Origin of the sequence: Candidatus Bodocaedibacter vickermanii (assembly GCF_014896945.1) — a bacterium.
Taxonomy (GTDB): Bacteria; Pseudomonadota; Alphaproteobacteria; order UBA6184; family UBA6184; genus Bodonicaedibacter; species Bodonicaedibacter vickermanii.
Window position 1 is genome coordinate 570,486 of record NZ_CP054719.1, and the last position, 17,617, is coordinate 588,102.

15 protein-coding genes are annotated in these 17,617 nt (G+C 40.3%); 11 read left to right on the forward strand and 4 right to left on the reverse strand.

Annotation, left to right across the window (positions count from 1 at the left end; all coding sequences use genetic code 11):
• Nucleotides 1-86: 86 nt before the first annotated feature.
• Nucleotides 87-572 carry a Holliday junction resolvase RuvX gene (gene ruvX / locus CPBP_RS02680; RefSeq protein ID WP_350332511.1) on the forward strand — a complete coding sequence of 162 codons (486 nt, stop codon included), beginning with the start codon at nucleotides 87-89 and terminating at the stop codon, nucleotides 570-572.
• A gap of 77 nt (nucleotides 573-649) precedes the next feature.
• The gene (locus tag CPBP_RS02685) at nucleotides 650-3,319 is read left to right on the forward strand and encodes a tetratricopeptide repeat protein (RefSeq protein ID WP_350332512.1); all 2,670 of its coding nucleotides are present in this window, start codon (nucleotides 650-652) and stop codon (nucleotides 3,317-3,319) included.
• Between the two features lie 397 nt (nucleotides 3,320-3,716).
• Here CPBP_RS02685 and rsmD read toward each other — a convergent pair whose 3' ends face one another.
• Nucleotides 3,717-4,268: a 16S rRNA (guanine(966)-N(2))-methyltransferase RsmD gene (gene rsmD, locus CPBP_RS02690; RefSeq protein ID WP_350332513.1), complete on the reverse strand. Its 552-nt coding sequence runs from the start codon at nucleotides 4,266-4,268 to the stop codon at nucleotides 3,717-3,719.
• Between the two features lie 2 nt (nucleotides 4,269-4,270).
• Nucleotides 4,271-4,993, reverse strand: coding sequence for a pseudouridine synthase (locus CPBP_RS02695; protein WP_350332514.1), 723 nt, complete (start codon nucleotides 4,991-4,993; stop codon nucleotides 4,271-4,273).
• 133 nt (nucleotides 4,994-5,126) lie between these two features.
• Here CPBP_RS02695 and CPBP_RS02700 point away from each other — a divergent pair, with 133 nt between their 5' ends.
• From CPBP_RS02700 to CPBP_RS02720, 5 genes are all read left to right on the forward strand, one after another.
• Nucleotides 5,127-5,837 carry a Bax inhibitor-1/YccA family protein gene (locus CPBP_RS02700; RefSeq protein ID WP_350332515.1) on the forward strand — a complete coding sequence of 237 codons (711 nt, stop codon included), beginning with the start codon at nucleotides 5,127-5,129 and terminating at the stop codon, nucleotides 5,835-5,837.
• Between the two features lie 72 nt (nucleotides 5,838-5,909).
• Nucleotides 5,910-6,725, forward strand: a complete 816-nt coding sequence (locus CPBP_RS02705; RefSeq protein WP_350332516.1) for a 3-hydroxyacyl-CoA dehydrogenase family protein — start codon at nucleotides 5,910-5,912, stop codon at nucleotides 6,723-6,725.
• Nucleotides 6,722-7,189, forward strand: coding sequence for a DUF192 domain-containing protein (locus CPBP_RS02710; RefSeq protein ID WP_350332517.1), 468 nt, complete (start codon nucleotides 6,722-6,724; stop codon nucleotides 7,187-7,189). The genes CPBP_RS02705 and CPBP_RS02710 overlap by 4 nt, the downstream gene beginning before the upstream one ends.
• A gap of 58 nt (nucleotides 7,190-7,247) precedes the next feature.
• The gene (locus CPBP_RS02715) at nucleotides 7,248-7,805 is read left to right on the forward strand and encodes a hypothetical protein (RefSeq protein ID WP_350332518.1); all 558 of its coding nucleotides are present in this window, start codon (nucleotides 7,248-7,250) and stop codon (nucleotides 7,803-7,805) included.
• A gap of 32 nt (nucleotides 7,806-7,837) precedes the next feature.
• Nucleotides 7,838-8,659, forward strand: a complete 822-nt coding sequence (locus tag CPBP_RS02720) for a hypothetical protein (protein ID WP_350332519.1) — start codon at nucleotides 7,838-7,840, stop codon at nucleotides 8,657-8,659.
• A 25-nt stretch (nucleotides 8,660-8,684) separates the two neighbouring features.
• Here the strand turns inward: CPBP_RS02720 and secB are convergent, their stop codons facing one another.
• Nucleotides 8,685-9,152: a protein-export chaperone SecB gene (secB, locus tag CPBP_RS02725; protein ID WP_350332520.1), complete on the reverse strand. Its 468-nt coding sequence runs from the start codon at nucleotides 9,150-9,152 to the stop codon at nucleotides 8,685-8,687.
• A gap of 12 nt (nucleotides 9,153-9,164) precedes the next feature.
• Entirely contained in the window at nucleotides 9,165-10,553 is a 1,389-nt protein-coding gene (gltX, locus tag CPBP_RS02730) for a glutamate--tRNA ligase (RefSeq protein WP_350332521.1), read from the reverse strand.
• Between the two features lie 655 nt (nucleotides 10,554-11,208).
• Here gltX and tilS point away from each other — a divergent pair.
• The 4 genes from tilS (at nucleotide 11,209) to hflX (ending at nucleotide 15,620) form a co-directional block, all read left to right on the forward strand.
• Nucleotides 11,209-12,411, forward strand: a complete 1,203-nt coding sequence (tilS, locus tag CPBP_RS02735) for a tRNA lysidine(34) synthetase TilS (RefSeq protein WP_350332522.1) — start codon at nucleotides 11,209-11,211, stop codon at nucleotides 12,409-12,411.
• Nucleotides 12,412-12,639: 228 nt separating this feature from the next.
• Complete coding sequence (locus CPBP_RS02740) at nucleotides 12,640-13,893, forward strand: MFS transporter (RefSeq protein WP_350332523.1); 1,254 nt, start codon at nucleotides 12,640-12,642, stop codon at nucleotides 13,891-13,893.
• A 133-nt stretch (nucleotides 13,894-14,026) separates the two neighbouring features.
• Nucleotides 14,027-14,284 carry an RNA chaperone Hfq gene (gene hfq / locus CPBP_RS02745; protein WP_350332524.1) on the forward strand — a complete coding sequence of 86 codons (258 nt, stop codon included), beginning with the start codon at nucleotides 14,027-14,029 and terminating at the stop codon, nucleotides 14,282-14,284.
• Nucleotides 14,256-15,620: a GTPase HflX gene (gene hflX, locus CPBP_RS02750; protein WP_350332525.1), complete on the forward strand. Its 1,365-nt coding sequence runs from the start codon at nucleotides 14,256-14,258 to the stop codon at nucleotides 15,618-15,620. Before hfq ends, hflX begins: the two co-directional genes overlap by 29 nt.
• Nucleotides 15,621-17,617 lie beyond the last annotated feature (1,997 nt).

The window sequence follows — 17,617 nt, forward strand, 5'->3', positions numbered from 1 at the left end:
TTGACCTCGTCAAATCTGTTTTTTTTCGATATAGCTTATATCTGCCTTCAGATTGACAGAGAGGCCTTAACGAACGGTAAATTTTTATGATTTATAAGATTTTTTCAGAATTTAAAGAAAATGTTGCAACATTGCCACACCGCTTACTTGCACTTGATGTGGGAACCAAGACAGTTGGCACTGCCATTAGCGACAGCGGTTGCAGAATTGCAAGCCCTCTAAAAACCATCCAACGCAAAGGAAAGCTGCTAGAAATCAGCGATATCAAAAAAACAATCGATGACTATTCTGTGAAAAGCTTGATTGTGGGATACCCCATACATATGAATGGTGATGAAGGTGAACGCTGCGAATATGTACACGCCTATGCCGCAGCTGTAACTGAAAGCCTGAACCTTCCCGTGCTGTTATGGGATGAACGCATGAGCACTATGTCAGCAGAACGCATGCTATTAGAAGGCGATATGTCACGCGCAAAGCGAAAAGATCATATTGATTCCGTTGCCGCCAGCATCATCCTGCAATCATTTCTGGATTTCTTTGGACATCAACCTGTTGACACGTCTGTTTAAGATTCATCATCCATTCCTGATGGAAAAACAGCTCAACATATGTCACCCTAATACACATAATAAAAAAGGACTATATCATGAATCGTTTTGTATTACTGGGGGCGGTTTCGTTAATCGCCCTGACAAGTTTATCTGGAACACCATCGCCTGTTATAACCCCTGCTTCGGTTCAATGTGCATTACCGTTACCCGCAGATTCAATGTTGTTAGAACGTGCCGGGTTAATTGAACGCTTAAACAGCACGTTTCAAAAGGGATCAGACATTACAACGATTGCCCTTGTGGGTGCCGTTAATATGGGCGGGCTTGGTAAAACCACCCTTGCCAGGTTGTGGGCAAAGAAGCGCCTAGAAGCATCACCCGCCCTAACGGTTTGGGAATTTAATGCTGAAAGTGAAACGACGCTGTTGCAATCCATGAAAGAGTTTTCTACACAGTTAGCGCAAACACCGGATCAGAAAACTACCTTAAAGAATATCGAAAACATCCAATCTGCACCGGATCGCGAATCAAAGCGCTTAGCCTTTGTACAAGGAACTTTAAAAGAATCTAAGGATTGGGTGTTAATTTATGATAACGTTGAACACCTTGCTGATATCGAAACATATCTGCCTCAAGACGCCAACCTATGGGGTAAAGGGCAGGTTATCCTAACGTCTAGAAACACGAAACTTCCCAGTACGTTGGGAACGATTGTCACTTTGGATAGTTTAACACCCGATGAATCATTAACATTATATTCACGCATTCGATATCAGAAAGATCCTAAGAGTTTAACACCGGCTGAATCGACTGATGCGAAACAACTTCTTGCAAAGATCCCTCCATTTCCTTTGGATATTTCGATTGCGGCAGCCTACATTGCAACTCATCAATTAACACCGACAGCCTATCTAACGGTCTTAGATAAACAAGATGCTACAGCCTTAAAAGATGATGCAAAAGTGCGTTATCAAATCATCACGTTATCGTTACAAAAGGTGATGGACACTGCCAAAAACAACACAGAGTGTATGTTGATATTGGGGTTGATGGATTCACAAAACATTCCAGCTGATATGTTGAAAAAGACAACAGATACTAAAGAAGCATTTACAAACGATATGATGAAGCATTCGTTGGTTACTATGGGGACGGCACCGGGCGATATTGGTACACTCTCTATGCATCGCAGCACATGGGAAATCATGTATGCGTACTTGGTGAACACTTTAAAGCTTAGCCAATCACATCCGGTAGTCCGCAATGTTATACAAAAAGTTTTTAACTATGTCTATGCCACTATTGATGATGATAAATGCAATATTTTAAGATTGCTTGAACTTCATACCCAGCGAATTTCTGAAAGTGTTCTATTTACCGCTGATGAGAAAATGGAAGCAATTGGTATGCTTGGATGTATTGCCTACTACGAAATTAAAGGGAACGAGTCTCAAGAATTGCTAGAACGCAGCATAAAATATTTCGAACATACTAAAACTGGAGGCAAGGATCTACTTGCGCGATTACACCTGCACCTGGGAATGGTACATCGCTTAAACTGTAAATATTCATTGGCAGAAGAATATTTATCTAAATCACTGCAAGAATATACCGCATCAAAAAATATCGCCGGGTGCATAGATTCAATCTGTTTGTTAGCGCACACATACTATGTCATGGGTAATTTTTTAAACGCCAAAGAGCACCTTGAAAAAATTAAAACATTAAACAGTACAGATACATCAAATAAAGATCTTATACTTCGCATAGCAAGTTTGATAGAGCGTGATCTTGGAAATCTATCAGTTGCATTGCAGTATATTAATGAAGCCATTGCACATCGAGAATCAATGAATAAAGTTGATCAATTGCAGGCATGGAATATCATATACAAGGGATTGGTTTATAGAGATATGGGTGACTATGCTACTGCAAATGAATGGGCAGACAAAGGAGATATATTATATTCGCAATTTGATATGACAACTAAGATGTATGCTTGTGTGAAGTTCTATAAAAGCAGCATCTATCGCTTTCTGGGGAATTATGCAGAAGCAGAAAAATGGCTTAACTTTGCTTTAACAATTTGTGAACGAGAAGCTACTGAAAGCCCTATGGAAATAGGCTTTGGCAAAACATTGTTAGCCAAACTTTATCACAATACAGGATATTTGGATAAAGCATTCACAGAAGCAAAAGCTGCTGAAAGACTATACATTGATTTATTTGGAGAAAAGAATTTACGAACATCGTGGATTCGAATGACGATCGGTCAGATTTATAACGATCAAGGTAAATACAGTGAAGCGAGAGATACCTTTCAAGAATGCTTAGATGTTCACAGAACGATGTTAAGTGATGCCCATCCAAAGATTGGAAAGATCTTAAGTGAATTGGGGTATGCTCAGGTTAAACTAGGCGATACCAAACAAGGTCACGCGAATTTAGAGCTTGGGCTAAAGAACTATGAAGCACATTATGGGAAAGACCATCTGCGTACCGCCTATGTGTTGCGTTTAATCAGTGACAGTCTTCAAGTTCAAGGTGATCTAAAAAGCGCTGAAGCAGCTGCATTAAGAGCATATACTATTTGCCAAAAAGCAAACCATCCTGATCAGATTTTAAGCTTAGAACGATTGGGTGATGTTCGGTTAAAGTCTGGAAATACTCAAGGGAGCGATGACTTGAAAAAAGCTTTAAATATGGCAGAAATAACTTTCGGGGTAGACTCACCTCACGTTACACGCATAAAAGCAAAGCTGTAATACATACTCCCCCGGGTAAGGACCACAACTGTTGAAAGTGATCATAAAAAGAATATTTTTGACAACAAATCAATAGAACAGGGAAAATCATTGATAAACCGATTAATTGTGTCAATCATACAGATATGTATGAATTAAGTAATAGATATGCGACTATTTTACACAATATGAAGTTTTTTATAACATTCATAGCTTGGTGTTTAAGTGGGTGATTTTAATATCGTTAAACACTTCTTCGAGTCACTTTCAACAGGTGTGGTAAGGACCTGGTAGCGCCCCTTCGCGCTATCCAGGCCGGGTGGGTGGGCTATATATGTCACCCCACAAAACCTATCGGATGCAACGGCTCGTTGCCTAATGGGTGCAGCATCATGCTGCCAACGGCTCGTTGCCAGCGTCACGTTGCCTTGAAGAAAACAACCTTTGTATCGCCGTACTTTTTTTCTTGCAATATATTAAGCGGCAGCTCTAACCTCAGATCATCTTGCTTTTGCATTTCAGCAATAATAGTCGTATTTGACCCTATCCACCCCTGTTTGTGTAAATGGGCAATCGCCAAATTTACTAAATCTTTGCCATAGGGTGGATCGCAGAATATAAAATCTACTGGCTGTGCTGCAACGGGCATAGTCAGAATATCTTGAGCATATAAGGTAGTTCTATCTTCAATATTCCAGTGATGAATCAGTGTCTGTAAATTACGAACTGCTGCCCGTTGGTTATCCACAAACGTTATATGTTTGGCCCCACGAGACAATGCTTCTAGCCCTAACGCCCCTGTACCGGCAAAGACATCCAAAACGGTGGCGCCTCTTAAATCTTGCATATCCACGTGGTGTTCAATCACATTAAAGATGGCTTGTCGCACTTTGTCTGATGTTGGACGCGTTAATGTTGACGACGGTGCAATCAGTGCTTTGCCTACAAATTCACCCCGAATAATCCGCATGATTATCCCTGCAGCTTTTGCAAATATTGATCAAGAGCATCAACTGAAAGCTCTTTGACGTCACCTTGGGTTAAATCATCCAGTGAAAACGGACCATATCCAATACGAACCAATCGATTCACCTTGTATCCTAAATACGTCATGATGTTTCGAATCTCTCGATTCTTACCCTCTAATAACGTCAGCTTTAACCAGGTATTACGCCCCTCTGATGCTTCTACTTCTGCGTGTATGCCCTGATACTGAATGCCATCAATGGTCATACCAGCTGCCAATACGTTTACAATATTTGGGTGCACATTGCCATAAACACGCACATAATACACACGGGGTATACGATGTATGGGAAGCTCTAAATGACGAACTAAGGCGCCATCATTCGTCAATAATAACAACCCCTCTGACAGATAGTCCAATCGACCAACATATCTGATATTTTCAAATGAGGGTGGTAATATGTCATAAATTGTTTTACGACCTTCTGGGTCAATCCTAGACGTAATACATTCTGCAGGTTTATAAAATGCCCAAACTCTGCGAACCCCAGTCAATTTGACGGTACGGTTATCAAAGCTTACAACATCTGTATCCTCAACAAACGTTGCAGGTGTGGTTACAATTTGATCATTTAACTTAATACGACCTGCTGCAATAAAGTCTTCACCCTGTCGGCGAGAACATATTCCTGCAGCCGCTAAATACTTGGCAATCCGTTGACGTGTCATCTATAACTCCATGGAATGACAATGTGATAAATTCCAACGCCTTTGTCAATGTAAAAGTCTTTATTTTCCTATTAACCTTGTGATGTCAATTTCTTTATGATAAAATTTTTAAGTAATAATTATGGAGAAAAAAATGGCACGTAGTGAAGTTTTTACACAGTCAGCTGCCAAAACAGCTCAATACCGCGAGGGATTAAGGGCCTTTATGTTGCGTGTATACAATTACATGGCAGCAGCATTAGTATTCACTGGTTTAATATCCTATGGCGTATCCACCAGCCCTGAACTATTGCAGGCAATTCACAACACCCCATTGATGTATGTTATCTTTTTGGCACCTATTGGGATTTCGGTATTCTTAGGCGTACGTTTACAACACATGAGCATTACAACGGCTCAAACATTATTCTGGGTATTTGCCGCATTAGTCGGGTTATCCTTATCATCGATTTTTGTGATCTATACCTCTGAAAGCATTATACGAGTATTCTTTATTACTGCGTCAATGTTTGCAGCGGCAAGCCTATATGGATATACCACAAAACGAGACCTTGGCCCGATTGGTAGCTTTTTGTTTATGGGATTAATCGGTATTGTGATTGCATCGTTCGCAAACATGTTTATGCACAGCACTCAATTAAGCTGGTTGATTTCATTTGTTGCGGTCGGTGTGTTTGCAGGTTTAACAGCCTATGACAACCAACGTTTAAAAGAAATGTATTCCGATGCATGGCACCGCGATCAAACTGAAAAAATTGCGATTATTGGCGCATTAAACTTATACATGGATTTCATTAACTTGTTTGTCCACTTACTAAGATTTTTGGGCGATCGTAAAAATTAATTAATCTATACCAAAGGGCAGATCAACAGTCTGCCCTTTATTATGTGTAATAAAAAAAACAAGAATAAACACATGAACACCTTACACATTGGCGTTATTGGCGCAGGACAAATGGGCGCAGGAATTGCTATGGTTTGCGCTTTAAATGGATATCGCGTAACACTTGTTGATGCCCTGCAAAACGCTCTAGATTCAGCAAAAAACAGAATCACAGCACACCTTTCAAAACTGTCTGCATCGATGGATATGATGTCTTTTCATACAGACCTTACTGCTTTAACAAACGTTGACGTTGTCATTGAGGCCATTCCAGAAAACCTTGACTTAAAACACTCGTTATATGCTAGGCTCAGTACAATCGTTAGGCTCGACACGATCATTGCATCAAACACTTCATCATTCCCCATATCAGATTTAGCTAAATCAGTCACAAATCCTGAACGATTTATCGGCATTCATTTTATGAATCCTGTTTTAAAAATGGACTTAGTAGAAACTATTCCAGGCGCTGATACTAATGAACACACGTTAGAAACTGCAAAAACTTTAATCTCAACGATAAAAAAAACTGCAGTGATCTCAACTGATCAGCCTGGATTTATTGTAAATCGCTTACTGATTCCCATGATCAATCAAGCATTTATTGCTTTAGAAAACGGATTAGCCTCGAAAGAAGATATCGACACAGCTTTGGAAAAAGGCGCTGCTTTTCCAATGGGACCGTTGAAGTTAGCTGACTTTATAGGCTTGGATACCTGTCTTGCCATTATGGAAACATTGCATAACGCATTTCCAAACAGTGGATATATTCCCGCATCATTGCTTAAAAAATATGTACAAAATGGAACACTAGGTCGTAAAACAAAACAAGGAGTATATTCCTATTGACCCCTGCTACAAAAAATAAACTATCCGTAATATTCATGCTATGTTTAGGGTTTACATTGCTGCGTATGCCCAGCGAAAAAGTATGCATTGACACAAAAAATCAACATGTGTGTTTGCGAGTCCTTCGCGATAAATCTGATCAAAAACGTGGGTTTCAATTGGTAGAAGAGCTTCGCCCAAACGAAGGCTTACTATATATCCTTACAGACTCTAAAAAGCCTAACTTCTGGATGAAAGATGTCGTTCAGCATTTAGATATTTTATTTATTGATACTCATGGACATGTCTTAGAAATGGTGCAAGCTCACCCTCATCGTACAGACATTATCACCCCACCAAAAAAAACAATGTACGCCATTGAACTAATGGGAGGTCGTGCAAAACAATTAAAACTCACAAAGGGAACACAGCTATCACATGAAATGCTTTCTGATTTTAAAGGCGCCCTGGTTGCAGGGTATTAACTCTTTGTAAATAACAACGCCCTTATACTTTTGACGTGTATTCAAAAGAAAAAATACAATGTTTAAAAAAATCTTGGCTACGACAATCCTATTATCTTCTGTATCGTTTGGATCTTTATCTGACATTCCAGATATTAAAGATCCAGAGTTTTCATGGAAAGGTCTTGAGTTAAAAGAAGCATCCTCAACCGAAACATCGACGTTAGATTTTCATGGCATCCAGCAAAGATCTTTAATAGCAGGGGTTACTCACTTAGATAATTTGTTTGCTAATCTAACTAGCGAGAACGGTGGTTTTACTGCAAAGAGCTTCAATGAAGCAAGCACGTTATTGTCAACTCTACACTCAGAAACTTGCGCCGTGCATAAATTGATTGGTTCAGACGTTGTTATTAAATATGCTACACCCGGCACAAGGAAAGCCGTATGGAATACGTATCACATTCGCATATTATTATTACAGGAATGTCTTGCTAAATTTAATCAGGTCGTTAAAACTCACAGACCAGACCATATTCGATCGTTTAATGATCTCGTTTCACCGTTATCAACCTCACTTGAAAACCTTATGGCTAATGACCCAACACAAATTTTAGAACAACCTTACACGTTCTAAATTATAAAGGGTCTCAATAACGAGACCCTTTTATGTTCGGAAAAATTAACATTTTGTCAATAACAATACCTTTATTATTGTTGCAGGTGTTCAAAGGGAAAAATACAATGTTCAAAAAAGTATTGGCAACTCTAGCTCTATTATCTTCTGTTTTGTTTGGATCGTTAACTGACATTCCAGACATTCAAGATCCAGAGTTTTCATGCAAAGGTTTAAAGTTAGAAGAGGTTCCTTCAGAATCAGAAATTAATGCTGCAATAAAAGCCCATGTTGAGTCTCTAAATATAAAACACCGATCATATACAGCAAATAAGGATTTCTTAATCGGATCACCCGAACAGCTAGTTGATACAAACGGTCACATAAAAGATGAGGCTCTGAAATCCTTTAATGATTTAATTTTAGCTTTATATTTTGAGGCTTTTGTATTAAATCTAATTTTTAACCCTGATGAGATTGATAAATATACAACCCCAGAATCCAGCACTGTATTTAAACAACTATTTTGGAACCGAGTCCACTTAATTAGAGCGGCATTTACTGAAATGATTAAAATAACTGAAGTATCAATTTCACACTCACAGCAGACAGATTACACTATTATAAAAGATTGCTTAGAAAATAAGCTAACACAACTGAATGCATACGTCTCAAGATTCAAAGATGAATCTGTAGCCTTCGGGCTATCATTAGCATTCTATGAGAGGCACAGAGACGCGAACGATGAACTGTTAGCAAATTTAGAGGTACTCCTCCACAAAGAACCAATGAGCGAAGATCTCGCAGCAGGCGAACCGTACGCATTAAATTATATTCGACGTGTAAATGCTTTACTTGAAAAAGGGTCTCAATAACGAGACCCTTTTATGTTCGGAAAAATTAAGCGTTGCCTTTTGGCTCTGCCGCCATTTGTTCCAGACGCATGCGGTATAAATCTGCGAAATCCACAGGCTTTAACAACAATGGCGGATACCCACCATCACGCGTAACCTCAGAAACTATGTTGCGAACATAGGGGAACAAAATTCGTGGACATTCAATCATTAAGATGGGATGCAATAATGCCTCGTCAATGTTTTTTATAGTAAAGATGCCTGCGTAATTTAATTCTAACACAAAGACTTCAGTGCCATTCTTAGCCCCTTTAGCATGCACAATTAAGCACACTTCGTGGGTATCTGGTGTTTCTAAAGAATTATGCGTTACATTAATTTTAATATCAATTTCAGGTAATGCTTCACCCGATTGTAACATTTTTAAAATTTGAGGATTTTCAAACGATAAGTCTTTAATAAACTGAGCGTTTACATCTAATTGCATATTCATTAATGTTTGTTCTGCGGACATTTAATACTCCTTTTAATCCGATAATTTTAATGCGTGTTGAAATCGTTTTTCTGTTAATTCGCGGCCAATGATGGCTGCAACTTCAAAGACACTTGGAGATACTGTTGATCCTGTTAGTGCTGCGCGAATCGGTTGTGCGACATCCCCCAACTTCATGGAATGAGTTTCTGCAAATGCTTTTGCCCATTCATGTAGCGAAGGTTCAAGCCAATCAGAAACTTGAGACAAGCTATCCCAAATTTGACCTAACAAGGACTTATTCGCCAAGAATGGTTTCGCCTTTTCAGTATAGGCTACAGGAATGTCCCAAACATATAGTTGAGCCGATTCCCACAACTCTACCATTGTTTTCGATCGTTGCTTTAATCCATTCATCCCTAACAACATGCGTTCTTTTTGCACAAAGTTTAGATCAGGGTGAGATGCTGTTAATAGATCAACCAAACGTTGACTGCTAGCATCCTGGATATAATGACCGTTAACGCTAGTTAATTTCACCATATCAAAGCGTGCTGCAGATTTCCCGATGCTGGATCCATCAAACCATTCGATGGCTTGTTGCGTTGAGAAAATCTCATCATCACCATGAGCCCAACTAAGGCGTACAAGATAATTGCGCATGGCCTCTGGTAAAAACCCCATCGTTTCGTAAGCATCAACACCTAGCGCCCCATGACGTTTGGAAAGCTTTGCTCCATCTTGACCATGAATCAATGGAATGTGACTGAAACTTGGCGTATGCCAGCCCATGGCTTCATAAATTTGTTTTTGACGAAATGCATTCGTAAGGTGATCGTCACCCCGAATAATATGCGTAATGCCCATGTCGTGATCATCGACCACAACTGCCAACATATAGGTGGGTGTCCCATCGCTTCGAACCAAAATCATATCATCTAATTGAGCATTCTGAACTGTGACTTGCCCCTGAACCGTATCATGAATCACGGTCTCCCCGTCCTTAGGCATTTTAATACGAATCACCGGACGTACACCTTTAGGTGCTTCAGCAGGATCGCGGTCACGCCAACGACCATCATAAATTGGGGCTCTTCCCTCTGCAACGGCGTGTTGCTTCATCTGTTCAAGCTCTTCTGGACTGCAGTAACAGTAATAGGCTTTGCCTGCTTTAATCATGGCTTCTGCCACGTCTACGTGACGAGATGCGCGGGAAAATTGAAACGTTGGTTCATCGTCCCAATCCAGACCTAACCATTGTAACCCCTTGAAAATAGCCTGAATGGCATCGTCCGTTGATCTAGCACGGTCAGTATCTTCAATTCGCAATAGAAATTTCCCGCCATAATGGCGAGCAAACAGCCAATTAAACAATGCTGTGCGCGCACCACCAATGTGCAAATATCCCGTTGGACTAGGCGCAAATCGCGTAATAACAGTCATAAAGCCTCCATGTGACGAATGTTTATACCATGTTTTTTACGCTTTCTCAATCCATGCAATGCAATAACAAGCGTGACATCAATATGAGGTTGGATTCATTAGGTTTACTGTTTGAAATTATTGAACTTTTGAACATGTGTCGCATCACACCCGATCTTATCGAACGGGTCCAGGGATCATCCCTGGTCTAACCGCAGGTTGGCACGTTGGCAGCGTCGCTACACCCTGCAGATTAGATCCGATTCGTTCTGACACGGATTACAAACAACAACGTTGCGACAGCTCAGGAATTTTAATTTTTACAAACCGCATTACCTATTGGATGCAACGTCACGTTGCTTAATAAAGGTTAAGATTCAGTTAACACGATTTTTTTACCACCCCCCACCCTATCACCCTTCGTGACCTTAGGGTGGGGGGACAAAACCCACTCCCTAAATCGAGACTAAATAGACGAAGCGATCCGTCATTTCTTCACGAAACGGTGGGCTAAAATTAAATATATAAGTGCACTAAAAAAACGATAGTGCACAAAGATTAATATTTTCTGAACAAACGAAAGATTTTTAGATACTACAACACGCTGCATCTTGACAGACCCGTCACCTTCAACTAAGGTTCAATAATACATCGAAATCTTATTTAGCCTGAACAGATGAACGCTTCCCATTTATTATTGCAACACGTTGATTCATTGCTACCCCCTCAAAATGCAACACATATTGCCGTTGCCGTATCTGGTGGAGCTGACAGTATGGCTCTCTGCTTATTATTAAATGAATGGGCTACTCTTCATAACATAAAGCTTACTGCAATCACGATTGACCATCAATTGCGGGCGGAATCAAAATCAGAAGCCAAGCAAGTACACCAGTGGTTGACCGATCGTGGGATTCACCATGAAACATTAATTTGGCATCACTCCACGCTCACAAATAATATACAAGAAAGGGCTCGGGACGCTCGCTATGCCTTATTAATTGAGTATTGCAAGCAACTTCATATTGAACATTTGTGCTTAGGTCACCATGCGCACGATCAATGGGAAACGTTTTTTATGAGATTGTCTCATGCCAGTGGCTTAAAAGGACTTGCAGGTATCTTGCCTCATACTCTTAGAGATGACATCTCTATATATCGCCCCTTTTTGAATATCGATCCTGAAACGTTAAAGAATTATCTTATCGGTCAAAATCAACCTTGGATCGATGATCCCAGCAATGAAATGCGAAAGTATGAACGGATTCGATGGCGTGATCAGATTGATCGACTGTCTCAATTGGGATTATCCCCTAAAGTTATTCAGTCAGTCTGTGAAAAACTATCTGGCGATGATGAAGCGTTAGAATGGTCTGCGAACAATTGGATCTCTCAACACACTATTTTTGATGATCAATTACAATTTATTCAATGCGATATCAACTTAAAACAGTTGCCAGGGTCTTTAATAAAACGGATTGCCTTGCGTTTATCGTCTCAAGTTAGAAACATCACGATCACAACTGCTAACGTGCGGCATAATATGGATTCACTGACCCAAAAGCTAACGGTCAATGAGTTTAAACCTTTTACCTTTGCTGGTTGCTATTGGATGGAACATCATACTAAACTATATGTTGTGCGCGAATGGGATAAATGCCCTCACGAACGAATTACCTGTTCCAACATCACCTATGATCACCGATTCAACCTAACGTCCTTACCGATTGGAAAAATTCTAGAACCCGTTGGGAAAAAGTATTGGCCCCAGATAAAACCGTTGGTGAGTGAATCCCCACTTCCTTATCAAGTATTTTTATCGCTACCTATTATTGTAGATCATGACCAAGTGATTTGGCAAAGCTTCATCAAAGTTTAGTACACGCGTGCTTAGGCGACCGCCTCAGACCATCTTGCACGACTTACTTTCGACCTTACCCACAAAAATCGATCATACATAAAAGATGCCGATGTACACTTAACCATCTTTAATCTATCAGAACTCATAACAACTTTATGAATGAATCAAAGATTTTTTCGCTTTGACATCGTTTAAATTTTCAGTATGATCCAACCACATACTTTTAATTAATAACAGAGTTTTCAAATGCAACGTTTGTCATCGCCCAAGTTAGCTTGGTTTTCTTTATCATTGTTTTATATGTATCAATACGTATTGCGCGTATTCCCTAGTGTCGCTGAACAGGAACTTCGAACGGATTTGTTATTAAGCGCCGTTGACTTTTCAAGCTTGGGCGCCATGTATTTATATGCATATGGTGGACTGCAAGTTCCCTTAGGTGCGATTGTTGATCGACTTGGTTTAAAGAAAGTTGCGCTGGCTGCAATCAGCATGTGTATTTTAGGTGCGTGCATGTTTTATTGGTCAACATCATTGTGGCATTTACAATTAGGTCGATTACTAATGGGTATTGGATCTGCCCCAGTATTTATGTGTTCATTAAAAATATGTGCAGACTATATCCCCGCTGGTCATCGCGGTTTATACATGGGCACAACACTGACTATGGGAACTTTAGGAGCTCTCATTTCCGGAAACCTTGTTGTATCGTTATTGGAATCTATCGGCTGGAGATTAACGATCCTTGCGTTGGGTGCGTTAGGTCTATTGATCGTTATTCTTATTATGTCTAACTTACCTTCATATATTAAACCTGCAGATCAAGAGCCGTTTAATTTTGATATCTTAAAAAAAGTGTTTAAAAATAAAATTGTGTATATTTATGGCATTCTTGGATTGGGGTTCTTTTCGTCATTAACCGTTTTTGCAGATTTGTGGGGAACCGCCTATCTAACAAAACGTTATGGTGTCATGAGAGCTGATGCAGCATCAGCGGCAATGACGATGTATATTGGTCTGGCAATTGGAAGCTTAGTATTGCCCTGGTATTTTGAGAAAAAAAACAAAATTTTTACTGGCATAAAACTAAGCGCCATTGTTTTAACTTCTTTATTTTTTAGCTTTATGTTGATCCCTGACCTGCCCTTTGCTGCTGCTAAAATTATCCTATTTTTATTAGGATTATTTTCAGGTGCTATAATGATGTCGTTTACAGGTGCTGCATTAGAAACAACAAAAGAAACGTCTGGGTTAACAATCAGCATCGTAAATGCATTCAATATGTTTGGGGGCGCTATCCTCAATCAAATGGTTGGAAAATTGTTAGAACATCACTGGGATGGAACTATGTTAGAAGGTGTTCCACAATATTCCATAGAAATGTTTGACACGTCATTCACAATCGTTTTAGGTGCATTATTTGTTGTATGTCTGCTAATCGCCTTGCAATTGAAGCAAGGTACCCATGTAAAAAATCATAGCTATTCGAAAAAAACTTGACTTTTTATTTTTTTTGTGATATATATTATATAAGTATAAGACCCTCATATTTTTAGAGGTATTTATTATCTTGAACATATCAGACACCCAAAATTGTATGTTCAGGCTTTAAAATCAATAAGGATTTAAAAAAATGTCAGCAAAAACAACTGAAAAAGCACCTAACATTCAAGACTTGTTCTTGAACACCCTTAGAAAAGATAAATCTCCAGTCGTTGTATTTCTAGTTAACGGCGTAAAATTACAAGGTACTATTACCTGGTTTGATAACTTTTCTATGTTATTACGTCGAGATGACCATTCCCAACTGATCTATAAACATGCTATATCTACGGTTATGCCACTTAACCCCTTTGCATTAAATGGATCAGCAGAAGAAGAAAACGATTAATAACGAATTAAATTTTACTCTATCCGAAGCCCAGGAACTTGATTTTATACCTAAAGATCTTCCTGGGTCTTTGTGTTGGGTTGCCTATGTTCATTATCCCCACTCTAACGTCATTGACCGCAATGCCCGCGTCGAAGAAGACAGCAATTTAGTTAAAGCCATTAACTTAAATGTCGCTGGTACCAGCATTTACCCTTTAAAAAAGATCAGATCTTCTACACTAATTGGTGAGGGTCAACTGACAGATTTAAAGACGAACATCAGCAACACCGGTGCGAATGTTTTGTTTTTAGATGCATTTTTAACGGGGTTACAACAACGCAATCTGGAAAAAGCTCTTGGTATTAAAGTATATGACCGCCCAGGCTTTATTATTGAAATTTTTGCTAGGCGCGCTCAATCAGCCGAAGGTCGACTGCAAGTTGCACTCGCTGCACTTACTTACGAAAAAACTCGATTAGTTCGCATGTGGTCTCACCTTGAACGCCAACGCGGAAGCCTTGGATTTATCGGTGGCCCTGGCGAATCTCAGCTTGAAATGGACAAACGTATTCTAAGCCTTAAAATTCAACGCCTAGAAGAAAAATTAGCAGATGTCACACGCACCAATCGCATTCAAAAAAAAGCACGTGAACGTTCCGACATGCTAAACGTTGCATTGATCGGATACACCAACGCTGGAAAATCCACATTGTTTAACACATTGACTGATGAATCTGTGTTTGTAAAAGATCTATTGTTCGCGACATTGGATACAACCCGTCGTAAATTAAAACTGCCCTCGGGTCGACACATCATTTTATCCGATACGGTTGGGTTTATCTCAGATTTACCGCCTCAATTAATCACGGCATTTCAGAGCACGTTAGAAGAAACGTTGGATGCCGATGTAATCTTGCACGTACAAGATATCTCCTCTCCTCAGCGTGATGCTCATGAACAGGAAGTCTTCCGCATTATTCAAACCATTTTAAAAAAACGTGGCGAATATTCTCCCAACAAAATTATACCCGTCTATAATAAAACTGACACTGCCACGGATGGAATGATCGCAGCACTCAAAGAAGCCCACCCAGAGGCTGTCTTTATTTCTGCCGTTAATAAAACAGGTCTTGACGATCTTGCCCAAGTTATTGAAGATCACCTTGGAACCAACGATCAACAATATTGCGTGTCATTGCGCATCGACGATGGAAAAGCCCTTGCATGGCTCCACGAACATGGTCGCATCACACTAAAAGAGTTTGAAGACGACAAGATGAAAATCATCGTATACCTCAGCACCCCGCTATACCAATATTTTGAACGGAACTTCTTAAAGACGAAACTGCCATAAAAAAACAAGGGGCAGCACCAGATAAGGATTTAGAAACATTAGAGTATAAAATCTCTCATTCATACCTCCAGGGATGATCCCTGGCAACGTGCCGTTGCATCCGTTAAGTTAGATCAGAGCAGCGTGACGCTGCACCCATTAGGTCAGATCCGATTCGTTCTGACACGGATTATAAAAAACAACGCCATAAGCCGAAATCGTCACGTTGGATCCCTACGATTTTCTCACACTATGTGCGGCGCAGGTTTGCTCCCGGTAATGTGCCGTTGCATCCATTAGAAGAAAGTCTGGAGCAAAGGGCGCCGCGTAATTGTTTTATGTGAGCTTAGATATTAATACGGTTGAAAAAAATTACAATCCGCCTCAGCACACACCCGATACAACCTATAAGATCCAACGGCACGTTGGCAGCGTGACGCTGCATCCGACAAGTCAGATCCGATGTGCAAAAACACGGGTTATAAGCAACTAACATATTGTGCCTCTCGAATCTCTCCCGGCATACCACTAACTGTATCACCCATCTCTTGTATGCCGACCTCTGTCTTTATGCAGCTCAAGCAAATCGCAACGCGATTTGATAGCGGCAACCGCCGCTCTGGTGCGCAAAGCGCCCTTGAGCCTGCAACGTGCCGTTGCATCCGACAAGTCAGATCCGATGTGCAAGAACACGGATTGTGAAATACAACCTGAAGACTGTTTAAAAATATCAAGGCTATGAAACGGACAAATCTAATGGATGCAACGGCACGTTGCTTAGATTCAATTTGCACAGACTCGGATTTCAATTTTTAAAAACCGCATTATCTAATGGATGCAACCGCAGGTTTCCAGCATCAGACTGCTTTTGAAAAAAAATTGAATTTTCTAACTGCTGGTCTCGCGCCCCCGATGGGGCCCTCCCATCATCAATTCTCAGAGCGTGTCCTCCCCCCGCCACCACAACGTAATACAATTGGTATCTTTCAAAAAAATCGTTTTTGAAAAGTTACACGTCTTCCCAGGGAGTCCATCCCTGTTCATACTAGAACATAGTTCGCGCTGCGCTGCGCTACTGTATATTCAGAATCGTCATTACGTATCAGATGCACTCACCGAAGTGAGATCTGAGTTTACTATAATCCGTCCACCTTCAAACTATCAGATACTTCTTAACCAATTATGAATAAAACAAACTTTTTTGGCAGCGCGACGCTGCACCAGGGATGATCCCTGGATCCGATATACTTTGATACGAAATGCAAAAACTATTGACAATCCAAACTTCTTATGTATACTAATAACTAGAATTGCGAAAAGGCTACCCAAAAACCTGGGTAGCCTTTTTTCGTTCTACGTCTTTGAACCGCTCAAGGACACAACGCCGAATCGAATCCCCAGTACAGGTGCTTCACTACCCGATCAGTAGTCACAGCTCCTGTAAGCAACCCCTAGAGCCGACGGGCTCGTAAAACACCGACTTTGTAATATTACTAAAGTCCGCCTTTCCCCATTCGTGTAAGAAATGGGGTTCTTTTTGCACGTGCGGGTTACTGGGGATTCACTCGGTTTTGCAACCTGAGGTTGCATCCAATAAGATAGATCCGATTCGCACAGACACGGATTTCACGCGGCAAACACACATTGCTATAACAACACTTTGAAAGTCTCAAAAACACAGCACTTTCAAACAACAACAAGGAACTAAAACACTACTTTTCAACAAAATATCTCAAATTCATTTTTCACCCTTACCCCTCCTGCGCCGAAGGTGGGTTCAAAACCAACCTAATGGGTGCAGCGTCACGCTGCCCTGCGCCGAAGGTAGGTTCAAACTCCCCTCATCCTCCCGCATTGTATTTTATTACACTTCTCAAATCACATCGGATCTAACTCAATGGATGCAATCTCAGGTTGCCTTACGGTTTTTGTTGTTTCAAATCCGTATCCAAAACACGCCAAATCTAAACCTAATGGATGCAACGGCACGTTGCCAACGGCAATAATCCGTATCACAG